Annotated in this window: 16 protein-coding genes; 1 reads left to right on the plus strand and 15 read right to left on the minus strand. The window is 69.3% G+C overall.

Translation table 11 applies throughout. The annotated features are described in order from the left end of the window. Positions 1–126: 126 nt before the first annotated feature. Positions 127–258, minus strand: coding sequence for a hypothetical protein (locus Q5761_RS09820; RefSeq protein ID WP_318750467.1), 132 nt, complete (start codon positions 256–258; stop codon positions 127–129). Continuing rightward, positions 234–488, minus strand: coding sequence for a hypothetical protein (locus Q5761_RS09825; RefSeq protein WP_318750468.1), 255 nt, complete (start codon positions 486–488; stop codon positions 234–236). The genes Q5761_RS09820 and Q5761_RS09825 overlap by 25 nt, the downstream gene beginning before the upstream one ends. A gap of 250 nt (positions 489–738) precedes the next feature. Here Q5761_RS09825 and hepT point away from each other — a divergent pair, with 250 nt between their 5' ends. Beyond that, positions 739–1,827: a type VII toxin-antitoxin system HepT family RNase toxin gene (gene hepT / locus Q5761_RS09830; protein ID WP_318750469.1), complete on the plus strand. Its 1,089-nt coding sequence runs from the start codon at positions 739–741 to the stop codon at positions 1,825–1,827. Positions 1,828–1,898: 71 nt separating this feature from the next. Here the strand turns inward: hepT and Q5761_RS09835 are convergent, their stop codons facing one another. The 13 genes from Q5761_RS09835 to Q5761_RS09895 all read right to left on the minus strand — a co-directional run bounded on the left by Q5761_RS09835 (position 1,899) and on the right by Q5761_RS09895 (position 15,232). Then, positions 1,899–2,570 (minus strand): SIMPL domain-containing protein, encoded by a 672-nt coding sequence (locus Q5761_RS09835; RefSeq protein ID WP_318750470.1) that lies wholly within the window; start codon positions 2,568–2,570, stop codon positions 1,899–1,901. A gap of 320 nt (positions 2,571–2,890) precedes the next feature. After that, positions 2,891–3,376, minus strand: coding sequence for a peroxiredoxin (locus tag Q5761_RS09840; protein ID WP_318750471.1), 486 nt, complete (start codon positions 3,374–3,376; stop codon positions 2,891–2,893). A gap of 251 nt (positions 3,377–3,627) precedes the next feature. Further along, a complete protein-coding gene (locus Q5761_RS09845; RefSeq protein WP_167758814.1) occupies positions 3,628–3,855 on the minus strand; it encodes a hypothetical protein in 228 nt (75 codons plus the stop codon). Between the two features lie 181 nt (positions 3,856–4,036). Next, positions 4,037–5,338: an MFS transporter gene (locus Q5761_RS09850; RefSeq protein ID WP_318750472.1), complete on the minus strand. Its 1,302-nt coding sequence runs from the start codon at positions 5,336–5,338 to the stop codon at positions 4,037–4,039. Positions 5,339–5,501: 163 nt separating this feature from the next. Then, positions 5,502–6,131 (minus strand): GNAT family N-acetyltransferase, encoded by a 630-nt coding sequence (locus tag Q5761_RS09855; protein WP_318750473.1) that lies wholly within the window; start codon positions 6,129–6,131, stop codon positions 5,502–5,504. 83 nt (positions 6,132–6,214) lie between these two features. Then, positions 6,215–6,550: a hypothetical protein gene (locus tag Q5761_RS09860; protein WP_318750474.1), complete on the minus strand. Its 336-nt coding sequence runs from the start codon at positions 6,548–6,550 to the stop codon at positions 6,215–6,217. 148 nt (positions 6,551–6,698) lie between these two features. Continuing rightward, the gene (locus tag Q5761_RS09865) at positions 6,699–8,402 is read right to left on the minus strand and encodes a sigma-E factor regulatory protein RseB domain-containing protein (RefSeq protein WP_318750475.1); all 1,704 of its coding nucleotides are present in this window, start codon (positions 8,400–8,402) and stop codon (positions 6,699–6,701) included. Positions 8,403–8,419: 17 nt separating this feature from the next. Then, positions 8,420–9,076, minus strand: coding sequence for an RNA polymerase sigma factor (locus Q5761_RS09870; protein WP_135224230.1), 657 nt, complete (start codon positions 9,074–9,076; stop codon positions 8,420–8,422). A gap of 166 nt (positions 9,077–9,242) precedes the next feature. Then, the gene (locus Q5761_RS09875; RefSeq protein WP_135224231.1) at positions 9,243–10,004 is read right to left on the minus strand and encodes a TetR/AcrR family transcriptional regulator; all 762 of its coding nucleotides are present in this window, start codon (positions 10,002–10,004) and stop codon (positions 9,243–9,245) included. Positions 10,005–10,026: 22 nt separating this feature from the next. Further along, the gene (locus Q5761_RS09880; RefSeq protein ID WP_135224232.1) at positions 10,027–10,845 is read right to left on the minus strand and encodes an ABC transporter permease subunit; all 819 of its coding nucleotides are present in this window, start codon (positions 10,843–10,845) and stop codon (positions 10,027–10,029) included. A gap of 52 nt (positions 10,846–10,897) precedes the next feature. Next, positions 10,898–11,818: an ABC transporter ATP-binding protein gene (locus Q5761_RS09885; RefSeq protein ID WP_135224233.1), complete on the minus strand. Its 921-nt coding sequence runs from the start codon at positions 11,816–11,818 to the stop codon at positions 10,898–10,900. Between the two features lie 208 nt (positions 11,819–12,026). Continuing rightward, positions 12,027–12,371 carry a M48 family metallopeptidase gene (locus tag Q5761_RS09890; protein ID WP_243123543.1) on the minus strand — a complete coding sequence of 115 codons (345 nt, stop codon included), beginning with the start codon at positions 12,369–12,371 and terminating at the stop codon, positions 12,027–12,029. Beyond that, on the minus strand, positions 12,368–15,232 hold the full coding sequence (locus tag Q5761_RS09895; protein ID WP_243123545.1) for a type I restriction endonuclease subunit R: 2,865 nt from the start codon (positions 15,230–15,232) through the stop codon (positions 12,368–12,370). The genes Q5761_RS09890 and Q5761_RS09895 overlap by 4 nt, the downstream gene beginning before the upstream one ends. Positions 15,233–15,242 lie beyond the last annotated feature (10 nt).

Here is a 15,242-nt window from a genome sequence, read left to right on the forward strand (position 1 = left end):
CCTCCTTCGCCGACGTCTCGCTGATGCGAAGACCGGGCGTCCTGCCCGCGGGAATTCGGTTGCATCGGGCTTGGCCGCCGGTTCCACCCTACCCGACGGCGCACCGGCCTCACGGCCCGCCCGGCCTCAACCTACCCGAGAGTGCTCCGCCCGTACGGCCCGGCGGTACGCCAGCAGGGCCAGGGCGAACTCGAGCACCAGCTCCTGCACGCCCGCCATGGCCGGGACCACCGTCACCAGGTCCAGAGAGACGGCCACCCACATGACCGCCAGCACGCCCAGCAGCCGCTGCCGGCCGCTCGCCCGGCCTCCCGGGCGGCCATGGCCGCGACCGCCGCCAGGGTGAGGAGCATGACATAGCGTCCGATCGAGAAGACGCTGATCAGGGCGAAGGCGAACAGTGCCCCCACCGCCGCCCAGCCCCACCGGCGGGCGGTCGCCGGCGCCATCCGGTGGCTCAGGGCGAGCACGCTGACGGCAAAGACCATCGTCCCGGCTCCGAACCACGCGCCCCACACAGCGGTCACCGACCCTCACCACGGGCTCCGCACGGCACCGTGCCGGTTCGACCGGGCGCGGGCCGCCGCCGGAGGATTTCGCGTGGCGTGACGGCAAGACCTACCGGCACCTCACCCCATTATTGAATTTCCCTCGTCCTTCCTTCCCTGGCGGGCCACTCCACCGGCCGGTGGGCCTTCGCCGGTGGTAACATCATACTGATACGGGAGGTTCGGAGCCGTGGTCCGTAAGCTGCGGGTGACCGGCGAGTTGGTCCGCGTCGACGAGCGGCTCCGCCGCCTTCCGGGCGTCTTCGCCCGGTTCGACGGCGTGGTGGCCGCCTTCCTCCACGGCAGCTACGGCACCCCGCACCAGACGCCCCTGAGCGACGTGGACCTGGCCGTGGTCTACCGGCCGGAGCGGCTTCCGGACCTGCGGGAACTCGCAAACCTCCAGGGCAACGTGGAAGACGCCCTGGGCATCGAAGACGTGTCCGTCACCGTCCTCAACCGGACGCCTTTGTCCTTTCAGTTCCGCGTCCTGACCAGCGGCCGGCTGCTCTACGTCGCGGATCCCGTGGCCCTGGCAGACCTCCGGGAACGCGTGTGCAAGCTCTACGGGGATTTCGAACCCGACTACCGGCGCTTCGCGTTGGACTACGACCGGGCGTTGAAGGAAGCCTATGCCCCGCTGAAGGAGGCCTTCGCTCCGATGGACGAGGTACCGCCTTCCCATTGTTCGGGCGGCTCCCAGGATCCGGGCAAGGCCAAGGGAGAAGGTCCGGATCCCGGCGGCCCCACACCCCCGGACGAACCCGGCCGGTCGACGGCAGGCCCGCGCCGGGACGGTCCCGAGGGCGTGTCGGAAACGCGGCCGGCAATGAACGGCGAGCCCCCGACCACGACGTTGGGCGTCATCGACCGGGAGAAGGTACGGGACAAGCTCGACTTCATTCGGAGGAACCTGGTGCACCTCAAGGCCCTCGCCCGGCGCGGGCCCGCTACCTTGCGCGACGACAAGATCGCCGAGGCCGCGGCCGTCCACATGCTACAGACCTCCATCGAGGCGATGATCGACGTGGCCAACCACGTGGTGGCCCGCCTGGGGCTGGGTGTTCCCAAGTCGTACCGCGAAGCCTTCGACCTGCTGGTGGAGGCCGGGATCCTCCCCGCGGAGCACCGCGCCACCTTCCACCGGATGGTCCGCTTCCGCAATCGCGCCGTGCATCTTTACGACACCATCTCGCCCGAAGAGGTTCATGCGATCCTGGCCCGTCACCTGGGGGATTTCGACCTGTTCATCGGGGCTGTCGTGCGCCAGTTCTTCTAACAGCGTAACAGCGCTTCTGCTATCTCCCGGTCTTCTCGTCCCGTTGTTCCAATCCGGTCCCACCGGTGCCGTCACCCGTTCATCTCGAGGGCAAAGGTCACCTCCACCTCGGCGCCGATCTCCCGTTGGCCGGGGCTGATGGGAGCGGAGGGTTCCTCTCCGGGTCCTGCCGAGTACACCACGAAAGAATCGCGGTATCCGTAGCGGCCACCGCGGCCGCTAAGGCGCAGATTCATCCGGAGGGGCGGGCCGAGCCGGACCCCCGCCGCCCGGACGGCCGCCTCCGCCCGCTCCCGCGCGTGCAGGACGGCCTGTTCGACGGCCCGCAGTTCCAGTTCCCGCACGTCGGAGACCTCAAACCCCCACAAGCTTGCCTCGCTGGCCCCCACCGCCAGGGCACGGCCGAGGAGCCTGCCTGCCAGCTCGAAGTCCCGCACCCGGACTTCGAGGACGTACCGGACCTCGTGTTCGATCAGGTGCCGGCGCCCCTGGCGGTCGGTGCGGTAGCGAGTATCGGTTTCGATGTCCACGGTCCGCAGGGAATCGTCGTCGAGCCCCTCATCCTTAAGGGCGGCGACGACCTGCTGCGCGGCGTCCACAGCCGCCCGATACGCGGCCATGTGGTTCGTGGGGTGCGTCCTGTAGACGTAGAACCGAAGCACCGCCACGTCGGGCGTGACCGAGACCGTTCCGTAGCCGGTGGCGAAGAGGGTAGGTTGGCACGGTTCGGCATCGGGCAACACGATGGCTCCTCCTCGCATCTTGTGGTATGAACTTCCACGCAAGAGCCGGTTCGCCACGGGAACAGGACCGCCTGCAGCGAGCGGCTCCAAGCGACCGGCTCTACCGGAAGAGATCGGCAGGCCGGCGGGCGGCGTCCAGAGGCGGGTTCGCGATTCGATGGGAAAGCGGCCGATGGGCTTTGAGCCCTGCAATCACGAGATGGGACGGGAGGGAGCTTGGCACCCAACCCCGGACGAAACCGACATCGAATCGACGTCGCACCGGCCGCAACGGGTTCAAGCGCGCACCTTCGCGAGGCCGAGCGTGGGGGGTCCGAGCCTCATCCCCGTTGCGGCGGGACCTCCAGCTCCCCTCTTAGCAGCTCCAGCGCCTTCTCCGCATGACGGTTGGGCGGAATGCCCCGCAGTACCCCAAGGATCCGCCCGTCGGGCCCGATCACGAAGGTCACCCGGTCCACCAGGGGGACGAACCGGCCGATGACGGGTAGGTCCCGCCGCACCCCGTACGCGGCGGCCAGGCTCCGGTCGGGGTCCGCAAGGAGGCGGAACGGCAGGCGGTGCCGCTGGCGGAAGCCCTGGTGGGTTTGGGGCGGGTCCGGACTGACGCCCAGCACCACGGCCCCCAGGGCTTCCAGGTCGGCATGGCGGTCCCGGAAGTGGCAGGCTTCCGCCGTGCAACCGGGTGTGTAGTCCTTGGGATAGAAGTACAAGACGACGGGCCTTCCGCGGAAGTCCGAGAGGCGAACCGTTCGGCCCTCATCGTCGACGGCGGTGAAGTCGGGGGCAGGGTCACCGGGACCGAGCATGGGGCTCATCTCCTGGGATCCGTCAGCGCTCAAGGACGGCTGTCACGCCGGGGCACCCCATGGCCAAGCACAAGGGCGGGCTCAGGCCCCACCAGCCCTCGACCGTGCACCGTCCGGGTGCAGGACGTCCCGGTCGATCCTGCGGCCCACGGGCCGGCGGCCAGCGACTTCCCCGGCCAAGGGCTAGGTCTCGTTCGACCTCGGCTCGCTCGTGGTCCGACGCGCCAATACACTACCTGGACCTCATCGCGTCACGACAACGTCAGCATCGCGATGACGGCGTTCACCAGGACGAGGATGACGGCCGCGGCGACAAGTGCCAGGGGCGTCGCCACCACCCACCACAAGACACCACGGGCGCCGCGGTTTCCGCCCGCTGACAGCCGGGCGGCTGAAACCAGCCCGAGGGCGGCCACCGCGAGCCAAAGGGTCAGCCACAGTAGCGGTCCGCCCGGCGCGGCATAGGATACGGACATCATCCCCCGCCTCCTTCGTCCGTGATCCCGCACAAAATGTCCCTTCTCTTCTACGCCCCCTTTCTCCTTATCCGTTTCCTAGGGATTTCCTAGCGGTTGGTCGGTTCGATTCGATCCGATCACACCCTTTCCCTCGGGCGGTGCACACCAGCTCGGGCCCCGGCCATGCAGGGGCCACGAGCCCCTAGGCAGTGGACCTGCGCCGATCTGGTCCTAGACATGACGGTCCCGCCCATGGCCAGCAGCTGAAACGCCCCCACCGATGAATCCACAGGGACGCGGCCGCCAGCACCAAGCCCCAACCCAGCAACGCCCACCGGACACCGACCTCCGCCGCGCTGCCGGCCAGGACGCGCCCCAGGGCCCGCACCCCGTCGTCCGCGAGACCGGCTGCCACGGTGACACGCGCCATCCGGTCCGGCGGGGTGACCGCCGTCAACCGGCTGCTCTGCAGCACGAAGGCAGCGGACAGCGCACCGTCAAGGAGAAGGGCCCCCATCAAAACCGCCAGGACGCTCCGTGCGGCTGCCAGCACCAGGGTCCCCGCAGCGGCGAGGGCGACCGCCCCTGTGAAGAGCCGGGACCAGGCCACCCGATCCCCTATGGCGCCTAGCAGCAGTACCGCCACCACATTGGCCGCTCCCATGGCGGAGAAGATCCACCCCGTCCGTTCCGCATCCCAATGCAGTTCATCCCGTGCCAGGACGACGCCCCAGAGACCGACGGCCACGCTGGTGGTCGAGAGGAGGCACCCGGCCACCGCCAGGCGGCGGGCGAGGGGTGCGCGCCAGAGGTACCGGAACCCGTCCCAAGCACCCGATCCCGGCCGTTTGGGGGCGTCCCGCGATGCCGCCGCCTGCGGCTGGCTGTATGGGCGTTCCTCGGGATGCTGCCGTCCGGATGCCGCGACCCCGGCCGCCAACAGGCTGACCACCGCAAGGAGATCGGTCAGCGCATCGGCAGCCAGCGCCCATCCCGCCCCGTACCGGCCGATGATCGTCCCTGCGAGCAGCGGCCCGAGCAATGTGGCGACGGCATCGGCTCCTTCGTTGAGGTTGAACGCGGCCGCCAGCCGGGCCCAGCCCACGGTATGGACGACCAGCGGGCGGAACGCAGCGATATGCAGGACGTCAGCCGCACCCAGCGATGCGAGGAGCAGCGCGGTCACCCACGGCCGCACAGGGCCCACCAGAGCCAAACCGGCCAAGGCACTGGTGGCAGTAATCCGCAGCGCTTCCGCCAGGAGAGCTGCCTTCCACTTGGAACCACGGTCCACCCAGACCCCGACGGGAATGGACAGGACGAGCGCCGCCAGCCGGTCGCACGCCAGGGCCGCGCCAGTGACCCACACCGAGCTTGTCGACTGAAGCAGCAACCACGGCAGGGCCAGGTCCGCCAACCGCATTCCGAGAAGGGAGGCAGCGCGCCCGATCCACAGCCATCGAAAAGATGCCTCGCGTAAAAGCCCAAGCATTGGCAGCAGCATCCCGTGACGGGAACGTTGGAGCCTGCACTCATGCGTAGGGGGCCTCGTGGGCTGGATGGAAGCATCGTGGCGCCCCCGGGACCACCGCCATCGGACCGCAGCCCGTCATCGCCTACGGGCTTGCTCCAGTGGGTTTGCCGACCTCCTTACACGCCCTGTCCCTTTATGCGCCCTGTCTCTCCCCCTCAAGGCGCCGCAGCAACGCCTCGAGGTCCGGCCAGCCATACCCCCACTCCTCCAGCGCCACCCCGCCGATCTCGATGGTCCGGCTGCGGACGAGGACTCCGCCCAGGGACTCGTAGAAACGGCGGTAGGGGTTCTGCGCCAGCACCCACACGAGCATCGACGCGTGCCCGCGGCCCAGCAGCTCCCGGACCGCCGCCGTCACCAGCCGCCGGCCCAGGCCCCGCCCCTGGTACTCCTTCAGCACGTAGAGGGCACCCAGCTCACCCCGGAACTCCGGGTCGCCCGATCGCTCCGGCCCGGCGGCGGCAAAGCCTACAGTGGCTCGGCCGCGTTCTTCCCCGGTAGCGGCTGACGACGGACCAGACACCGGACGATGGCCAGGCTCCGTGCCAGCCGTTACGGCGACCATGACGAAGGATGAGGCGCCATCGCCGCGGTCCCGGGCGATGACCTCCTCCCACATCTTGGCCCGTGGCTCTTCCTCCATGGCGTCGAGGTACGCATCCGGGATCAGGCCCCGGTAGGTGGTCCGCCAGGTGGCCACCTGCACCCGGGCGATGCCGGCCGCGTCGGCCAGCATCGCCCGGCGAACCTGGATGGCGTCCATGGATTCGATTCCCCCGTCGGTACCCGGGTCGCTTGGTGCCTCGGCGTTCAACGGATGGCGCATAGCGCCCGCGGGCAGGCCGCCTAGATCTGCCCCGTGGCGATGGCCGAGACCAGTATCCACGCCAGGATGGCGACCAACGGCACCGTGGCCAGGACGGCGGCCACGCGAAGATCGCCTCTCCGCCGGAGCACGACCAGGGCCGCCACGGCCAGCACGATGCCGACGGGGGCCACGTACTGAAACCGCGGCGTGGCGGAGAAGTACGACAACGGCCCGATGGCGAAAACCGCAGCGGCGTAGACCCATCCAACCCGGCGGGTGAGGAGTCCCGCCATCCCGCAGCCGACGGTGAGGATCCACCCCGGAATCCCGACGAGGGCCCCCAGGAGCAGAGTGCTCAACTCGGCGAGCGCCACCGTCACCACCCCCTTGCCCAGGCCGTGCCGGGCCGCCGGCACGGCTCATCCAGAGCATACCATGGCCCGACGGTGGACCTGCCCATCGACCGGGTACCTTCGGATGAGCCCGGGCCCTGCTCGGCTGTCACCCCAGCGATCCGCGTCCTCACGATCCCCGCGGATCGTAACCCACCACCGTCCAGATCCCCGACTCGTCCGGGCGGACCAGCCGCTCCAGGTACACCCGCGCCACCGGACCCACCTCGACCTCGACGATGGCCCGCCGGCCGTCGTTGTGCACGACGCGGATGTGCTCATCCACCAGGGCCGCGGGATCGCCCATCTGCTCGCCGAACTGGCCCAGCAGGAAGGCCCCCGCCACCTGCACGGGATCCAGCATCCACGGAAAATGGCCGCCGTCGACCTGTTGCTGGGAGTTGCGCTCGACCTCCATGTCGACGGAGACCTCGACCTGTGGATCGAAGTTGCCACTGGCGGACCCACTGCCGGACGGCTGCCCGCCGGGATCGGGCAGCCGCAGGTCCGGCGCCAGGGCGCGGGCCAGTTCCACCCGCTGCGGCCCCTCGACGGTGATCTCGAGCCCCTGCTGGCGCCAGCGCAACCGCTCGCCGAACACCTCGAGCACGCCGTCCTGGCCGGCGGAGCCGAGGGCGGCGTTCGGCTGGGGCTCGAACGGGCCCTGGGCCGGTTCTTCCACGATCACCGTCTCACCGTAGTCCAGGACCACCCGGTCCCGAGCCGCCAGGATCCGACGGGGCGCCTCGTCCGGCAGCAGCGGCGCAAAGCCGGCGATGACCGCGGCTTCAGCGGGCGTGTCCACGAACTGCCCCGGGTTCTCCTCCTCGACCCGGTAACCCGCCGGCACCTCGAAACGGAACCGGGACGGGTCGACGGGCGCGTTGGCCTCGAACCGGACGAAGGTGGTCTCGGTCTGGATCCCGTTCTGCATCGCCGTCCGCAGGCGCAGGGGCAGGTGGGTCTCGGCGTCGACCCAAAGGTCGTAGGGAAGCCCGCCCGGCGGCTCGATGCGCAGCCGGATCGCCTCGCGTCCCGCGACCTGCTCGCGGCCCACCACCCGGTGGGGGTAGCGCAGGGCGGCGCGGGCCTCGTCCTCCAGGTCGAAGGGCCGCACGTCGGGCAGCGGGGGCAGCACCGCCACCACCCGATCGGCGGGACGAACCTGCCACTTGCGCCGGCCGTCGTGGACCGTGACCACGCCGGTGTCGTCGCGGGTCGCGTAGCGGTCGCCGTCGACCCACACCTCGATCCGCCGCACCAGCCACGTCTCCCCGTCGGCGTTGGTCGCGCGCTTCTCCAGGACCCCGTGGTAGCTTTGGAGCTGCGCGATGGCCCGCTCCATGGCATGGACCACGTCGGTCTCCGCCGCCGGTCCGAGCCCCAGCTGCGCCCGGAGCCACCCGCCGAGACCGGCGGTCCCGGGCCAGGGGGCCAGCACCGTCGCCAGCGCGATCCCGGCCACCAGGGCCGCCGCGGCGATCCCCACCCGCCGCCGGCGGCTGCGCGTCCTACCGGCCTCCCCCCGTCGGGCGCGGGAGTGATCCCGTTGCCGGGCGCCCCCGGCGTGGCCGGCGCTGCCGGCCGCTTCCGGACGTCCCCCTGCGGACGAACCCGGCCACCCGGCGGCGACCCGCGGCTGCCACCCCTCCGCCGGCTCCGGCACGCCGCGTAGGCTCCTCAGCATGCGGGCGACGGCCAAGAGTTCGGCCTCGTCTCGGTCCACAGGCGCGGGGGGACGGCGTTCCTCGTTCAGGGCGTCGATCATCCGGTCGATCCGCTCCTCGCGGAGGGCCCGCAACCGACGCCGGTTCCAGTCGCGCCAGGAGGTCATCGGGCCCTTCCCTCCCATCAGCGGTCCACCTCCCGCAAAAGGTCCCGCAACGCCTTGAGAGCCCGGAACTGCAGACCGCGGACGGCGGCCTCGCTGCGCCGCATCTGGCGGGCGGTCTCGGCCCTCGACAGCCCCACGACGATGCGCCAGTGCAGCACCTCGCGATATGCGGGCGGCAGCCGCCGCAGCCGCTCCTCCAGCCAGAGGCGGTCGACCACGGCGGCCGTGTCCACGTCCGCGGTCGCGCCGCCGCGGCTTGGGACCCGGCCTTGCAGCAGGGCCTCCTCGAGGGGTACGGCCGCCCCGTCCCGCCGCTGCCGCCGCCAACGGTCGCGGATCAGATTGAGGGCGATGGTGCGGACCAGGGCGTCGGGCGGCGGGAACCCGCTCCGCGTCGCCTCCGCCGGCGTGGCTCCCTGAGCGCCGGAACCGGGCGCGGGGGCACCGAACGCGGTATCGGTATCACCGTGGGCACCGGAGCCGCCGGGGCCCGCGGCCCGGCCGCCCCGCAACACGCGCAGCACGGTCTCCTGGGTCACGTCCTCGGCCTCCTCGCGGTTCTGGACCCGGGCATAGACGAACCGGTAGAGCCAGGGCCACGTCGCGTCGTACCACCGCCGGACCGCGTCCTCGCCGGCGGGGGACGGCGACCCGGCGTTCGCTCCTTCGGCCATCGCGACACCCGCTTTCCCAACCGTGGCTCGGAGAGGCGCCTCCATCGGGGAAGAACGCAGCGGGGCGGGGGACGTCACGCGGCAGGGATGGGGGTCCATCGCGGAAAGCGGCGTATGCCCACGGTGCGCGTCGGGTCGCGATCGGGTCGCGCGCCGAGCGGCCGGTCTAGGGCTGGTAGAGACCGTCGCGGACCAGCTCGAGATAGCGTTCCCACTTCGCGACCCATCGGTCCAGATCCGCGTAGCCGAGGTCGGGACGCTGGCGGATGGCGGCGAAGATGCGCGGCATGAGGCCGTCGCCGAGCAGCATGAGCAGCTCGACCGCCTCTTGCACCGTCACCCCCGGCCGCAGGCGTCCCGTGTCGACGTCGCGGTAGAGCAGGTCCTGACTACGGGCCGCCGCCTCGGCCAGCTGCTGGCGGAACTCGGCGGACACGGCGGGGTCGACCATCGATCTTACGATCAGCCGGTAGGCGTCCGGGCGGTCCCGGTACACCTGGAGCTTGATCGCGCCCAGCCGGCGGAGCCGCTCGAACAGATCCCGGGGAAGGTCGGGCGCCGCCTCCTCGAGGGCGGCTTCGATGGGCTGGAGTGCCCGGTCCACGGCCGCCCGGTAGAGGTCGTCCTTGCTGCCGAAGTAATAGAGTACCAGGCTCTTGGCCACGCCGGCGCGACGGGCGATGCGGCTGAGGGAGGCGCGCAGGTAGCCCCGGTCCGCGAACTCGGCCACCGCCGCGTCGAGGATGCGCTCGCGGGGGCTGGCATCGGCCGTCCTCCTCGGGCCAGCGCCCCTCGGGCTGGCGCCCCCCGCGCCCCCTTGGGCCGATGGGGCCGCCGTACCCCGGCGGCCCCTGCTTCCGAAACCATCGGGCCCCGCGCGGTGGTCGCCCGCGGGGGTGCCGCTGCTGGGTGTCCCGTCGTCGGCCATGGCTCGCCTCCATCCCCCTCGATCACGCGAAGTCCTTCCGCTCGAGGATCATCGTACCGGCCAGCGTGCCCGCCAGGAAGACCGCCACCAGGACGAGCAGGCCCGCCGCGTCGGGGTCGCCCGCCGCCGCGCGGTCGAGGGCGGCGTAGCGCTGCAGGCTGAGGTACCCGATGGGGTGCAGCCGGTCCGCCACCTGGCTCAGGGCGTGGAGGACGAAGGAGGCCAGTCCGACGCCGACGCCGGCGGAGATGGCCGTCTGGGCCCGGGGGAAGAAGGGCGCCAGGAGGAATCCGACGCCGCCGCCGGCCAGCGTGGCGGCCAGTCCCGCCAGGTGCGTCCACCGCTGGCGTCCGAGGTCGTAGGCGTCGCCCGCCACCGCCCAGCCCACCAGCGTGCTGACGGCAAAGATCGCCACCCACAGGATCACCGCGCCCACGACGAAGGCGGCGATCTTGGCGACCGCCACCTGGCGGCGGGTCACGGGACGCGTGTAGAGGAACTCCACCGCCCCCAGGTCGGGTTCCCGGGCGACGCTGCCGCCCGCCTGCATCAGGCCGTAGATGGTGGCCAGCAGCACCAGGTAGCCCATGATGTACACGCCGTAGTAGCTGTTGACGTCGGCGATCATCGCCGGGGTGAAGCTGAACGCCTTCAGCAGGCTCTCGGGCATGGCCTTGAGCGCTTCCACCATCGCCGGGTCCTGGATGGACTCGAACAGACCCAGGTAGAGGGCGACCACGCCGACCAGCACGGCGGTCCAGATCAGCAGCGCGCGGCGCGCCAGCCGCAGCTCCATGCGCGTCATGTGGACGATCGGGCGGAGTCCATCGCGACCGTTCATCGCCCTGCCCTCCCGCTTGGCAGCCGGTCCCCGTGCGTCGGCCTCCGCGCCGTCACGGACGGCCCTCCACGGCGTCCGGAACCCGATACAGGGTGAGGAACACGTCCTCGATGCCGGGATCGCCGATGGTCAGGTCCTCGAGCGGCACGGGGGCCAGGGCAGCCACCAGCTCCTGCACCGGCGCCCGCACCACCAGGCGGTACGTGCCGGGCTTGCCGGGCACCGGCTCGGGCCGCGGGTCGCCCAAGCGGGCCAGTAGCGCCTCCGGCAGCGGCGCACCCCCTGCCAGGCGCAGGGTCACGATCTTCATGTGCCGGCCGGGCAGATCGTCGACGGGCGCCACTTGCAGGAGCCGCCCCGCGCGGATCATCGCCACCCTGTGGCAGAGCCGGTCGACCTCGTCGAGGACGTGGGTGGAGAAGAAGATCGTGGTCCCGGCGGCGTTCACCTCGCGCAGGATCGCGAACAGCTCCGCTCGGATCAGCGGGTCCAGACCACTGGAGGGTTCGTCCAGGATGAGCAGCCGCGGCCGGTGCACGAGGGCCTGCACGATGCCCAGCTTCTTGCGGTTGCCCAGGGAGTAGGTGCGGACGGGGCGGGAGAGATCCAGCTGGAGGCGCTCCACCAGCTGGGCCACCCACCGCCGGTCGACGCCCCGGTAGAAGCCGGCGGCGTAGTCCAGCAGCTCCTGGCCCGTCATGTCCGGGTAGTAGGCGACCTCGCTGGGCAGGTAGCCCACCTCGGCCAACCAGGGGCCGCCCCCGCGAGGGACCGGCCGCCCGAACACGCTCACGCTGCCCGACGTCGGACGAACCAGCCCGAGCAGCGTGCGGATGGTGGTGGTCTTGCCGGCGCCGTTGGGGCCGGTGAAGCCGAAGATCTCGCCCTCTTCCACCTCCAGGTCGAGGTCCTCGACGCCGCGCGTCCTGCCGTAGTACTTGGTCAGCCCGCGGATCTCGATGGCGGCGGGCATGGGAAGGGACCTCCCCGCACCGCATGGTTTGACCGGATCGTGGGGCCGGATCACTTGATGGGCCCGATCGCTGGGATCGTTGGGATGGCGGGGCACCCACCGCGGTTTGACCGTCCGGTCAATTCGGTGCAAGATGATGCTAACGCGGGGCTGACCGGATGGTCAAGAGAAATCGTCCCATTTGGACAAGCCGAGATACGAGCCGTAATCAAGAAGGAATTATCGAGCGATGCCGACCAAGATGCAATGACGTCGGATCGTGCAAATAAGCTCGCAATAAAGCTCGAAACAGCGGCCCATGATTTGGCACCTTGAGATGGAGGAGCTCATGCACGATGACTTCTCGCCTGAACGCCGCACTTTCCTTAAGAAGATCTGAGTTGAAGGTCAGCCTGCCTTTGGAGGAACAACTAGCCCACTTCTTCTTCATAGGGCGCACGTGGATCTCTCGCGGCGCCACCCCGATCCGACGGGCCCAAGCAAGCACCTCGGCCTTAAATACATCAATAGGCACCGCTTCTTCTAATCTGATCCACTGGCTGTTTTGATTCACCCGTCTTTCCTCCATAACATCTTCAGAAGACGCTCTGCTACCTCGATGACCGTCTCGATCCCTGCGTCCATCAACACCTTGTAGAGGGCAATACGCAGTTCACGCCCCTGCTCCTCGCTCAGACGCCAGTGGGGATATCGCTCCAGGGCCTGACCGACGCGGCGTGCCACCTCTTCGGCCTCCGCAACCCCTTCCTTGCGGAGGAACCAGTACACGGCAAAGGCCTCAGGAGACAGTTTGATTAGATTCTGGGCCTCCCGAGCCTCGCGATATTCCTGAACCAAGATCTGCAGCTGCTGCAAGGTTTCTTGGGTTGTCGCCTGCCGATCCTGATAAGCCTGAGCGATCGCTTCCGCCCTGTCTCCGATGGAGATCAGGAAGGGCGAACGCGTGCCCTCTTCCTCAACGAGATCCCGAATGGCCTTGAGAAGGTTGAAAACTTTGACCGTGTCGGGTTGATCCGAGGCAGCAAGCCTCTCCAGGGCCTCGACGGTCAGCCTGGCCATGCCCTTGGGCGGGCCGACGAAATACGTCTCCGTGTGCTCACGAACAAGCTGCTCCGTCTTACGCAAGAAGCCCCGGTCGATCAGGATGGCCGGCTCGTACGCCGAGCGCAACAGACGGGACATGCGCGCCAATTCTTCATAGTCGGCCATGTATGGCCGCAGGAACGGATCAGGCGACAGGATCTCGTAGAGTTCTTGCAGTTCCCGGAAGAACTCGAAGAACCTGTGGCGCTCCTCCCTGTCCCGGAAATGCTCCAATACGGCCTCGCCCGCCTTGTCCTGCGGCTTCCCAGACACTAGGGGGAGCAGGTCACACCGGGCTTCGGCCATCATGGTCGCGAAGCGTTCCTTGAGGACGTCGATCCCCTGGACCACCGACTGCACGTCCTCCGAGTCGAAGGCCAGGGCCTTCTCCAGGTTGTCGAAGATGCCCACGAAGTCCAGCACGAACCCGGCCGGCTTCTTCCGCCCCTCCTCATCCTCGTAGGGACGGTTGACGCGGGCGATGGCCTGGAGCAGCACGTGGTCGCGCATGGGCTTGTCCAGGTACATGCAGTAGAGGATGGGCGCGTCGTACCCCGTAAGCAGTTTCTCCGTCACGATGAGGACCTTGGGCAGCGCATCCGGCCGACGGAAGGCCTTCCGGATCTCCTGCTCCTTCTCCGTCGTGAGGTGCCACCGTGCCAATTCCGGCGGGTCGTTGTGGCCGCGACTGATGACCACGGCCGAGTAATCCGGCGGCAGGTGGCGGTCCAACGCCTCCTTGTACAGAGCGCAGGCTTCCCGGTCAACAGCCACAAGGAACGCCTTGTAGCCCATCGGCTCGACGGTCTCCCGGAAATGCTGGGCCACGAAGGCGGCCACCCGGTCCACCCGATCCGCGTTCTTGAGCATGTTCTTCAGGGTGACCGCCCGTTCCAGCACCCGGTTCAGTTCTTCGACGTCACTGACCCCTTCCAGCTCCGCGAGGTCCAAGAACTCGCGTTCCAGAATCTCCCGGTCCACCCGCAGGTCGTTGGGCGCTAGGGCGTAGTGGAGCGGTACGGTGGTCCCATCTTCGATGGACTCGCGGATGGAGTACTTGTCCAGGTAGCCCTTCGGCTGGTCGTCGACGCCGAAGACCTTGAAGGTTCCCTTGCCGTGGGCCGTCTTGTCGATGGGGGTGCCCGTGAACCCGAGGTAGGTGGCGTTGGGCAGCGCCCCCATGAGGTAGTTCCCCAGGTCGCCACCCGTGCTGCGGTGCGCCTCGTCCACCAGCACAAAGATGTTCCGGCGCGTGTTCACGTTGGCCGGCATGTCGTCGAACTTGTGGATCATGGACACGATGAGCCCCCGCTGGTCCGAGCGGAGGAGCTCGTAAAGGTGCCGCTTGGACTGGGCGACTGTGACGTGCCCGAAGCCGACCGCCTCCAAGTTGGTGAACAGCTGCTGCTCCAGCTCGTTCCGGTCCACCAACATGAGCACCGTGGGATTCCCGAAGGCGGGGTCCTCCAGCAACCGCTTGGCCACGGTGATCATCGTGTAGGTCTTCCCGGACCCCTGGGTGTGCCAGATCAGGCCCCGCCGCTTCTCCGGGTCGCGGCACCGCTGCAGCACCCGCTCCACGGCTCGCATCTGGTGGGGCCGCAGCACGACCTTGCTGAGCTCGCCGTCCTTGCGGGCGAAGAGAATGTAGTCGGTGAGCATCCGCAGGACGCGCCTGGGGGCGAAGAAGTGCTTCACGAGGGTCTCGAAGTCGCCGGCCTGCTCGGCCCGCCAGTTGTACAGATCCTTCCGGGACAGGCTCCACGTGGCGCCGTAGTAAAACCGGACCAGGTGCGTGAGGGCGTGCACCTGGAGGACGGCCAGCAGCTCGGGACCCTCCCGGTGGTACCGGCGGATCTGATCGAAAGCCTCGGCGATGCCCTCGACGCGGTGCGCCGCCTTCGTCTCCACCACGATGACGGGAATGCCGTTGACGAAGAAGACCGCGTCCGGCCGGACGGTTTTCGTGCCGCTGATGAACCGCAGCTCGTCGGTGACGTGGAGCGTGTTGGCCTCCGGCGTGTCGGGATCGAGCAGCCGGACGTTGCGCTCCCGCCGCTCAGCCGCCACAAAGACTGTCTTGAGGCCCTTCAGCCACTCCCACGCCTGCAGGTTGCCCTCGATGTTGGGCATGACGCGGGTCAGCCGCCCGATGACTTCCTCCGCCTTGACCACATCGTCCACCGCGCCGGGGTTCAGCCGCTGGAGCTGCCGGATCAGAACCTCGTGCAGCACGATGCCCGTCTCGCCCCGGCGCAGGCGCAGGGCCTCGTCCGGCGGCAGGTACGTCCAGCCGACCTCCACGGCGTAGCGGATGAGAGGATTTTGCACCGCAGCACGC

Source organism: Thermaerobacter composti (genome assembly GCF_033582035.1).
GTDB classification, from domain to species: Bacteria; Bacillota; Sulfobacillia; order Thermaerobacterales; family Thermaerobacteraceae; genus Thermaerobacter; species Thermaerobacter composti.

What these genes read in the sequence shown, in the direction of transcription:
- Q5761_RS09825 (WP_318750468.1), bottom strand. Translation starts at nt 488, where the DNA reads ATGGTCTTTGCCGTCAGCGTGCTCGCCCTGAGCCACCGGATGGCGCCG.
- Q5761_RS09840 (WP_318750471.1), bottom strand. Translation starts at nt 3,376, where the DNA reads ATGCTCGGTCCCGGTGACCCTGCCCCCGACTTCACCGCCGTCGACGAT.
- Q5761_RS09845 (WP_167758814.1), bottom strand. Translation starts at nt 3,855, where the DNA reads ATGATGTCCGTATCCTATGCCGCGCCGGGCGGACCGCTACTGTGGCTG.
- Q5761_RS09850 (WP_318750472.1), bottom strand. Translation starts at nt 5,338, where the DNA reads ATGCTGCTGCCAATGCTTGGGCTTTTACGCGAGGCATCTTTTCGATGG.
- Q5761_RS09855 (WP_318750473.1), bottom strand. Translation starts at nt 6,131, where the DNA reads ATGGACGCCATCCAGGTTCGCCGGGCGATGCTGGCCGACGCGGCCGGC.
- Q5761_RS09865 (WP_318750475.1), bottom strand. Translation starts at nt 8,402, where the DNA reads ATGACCTCCTGGCGCGACTGGAACCGGCGTCGGTTGCGGGCCCTCCGC.
- Q5761_RS09870 (WP_135224230.1), bottom strand. Translation starts at nt 9,076, where the DNA reads ATGGCCGAAGGAGCGAACGCCGGGTCGCCGTCCCCCGCCGGCGAGGAC.
- Q5761_RS09875 (WP_135224231.1), bottom strand. Translation starts at nt 10,004, where the DNA reads ATGGCCGACGACGGGACACCCAGCAGCGGCACCCCCGCGGGCGACCAC.
- Q5761_RS09880 (WP_135224232.1), bottom strand. Translation starts at nt 10,845, where the DNA reads ATGAACGGTCGCGATGGACTCCGCCCGATCGTCCACATGACGCGCATG.
- Q5761_RS09885 (WP_135224233.1), bottom strand. Translation starts at nt 11,818, where the DNA reads ATGCCCGCCGCCATCGAGATCCGCGGGCTGACCAAGTACTACGGCAGG.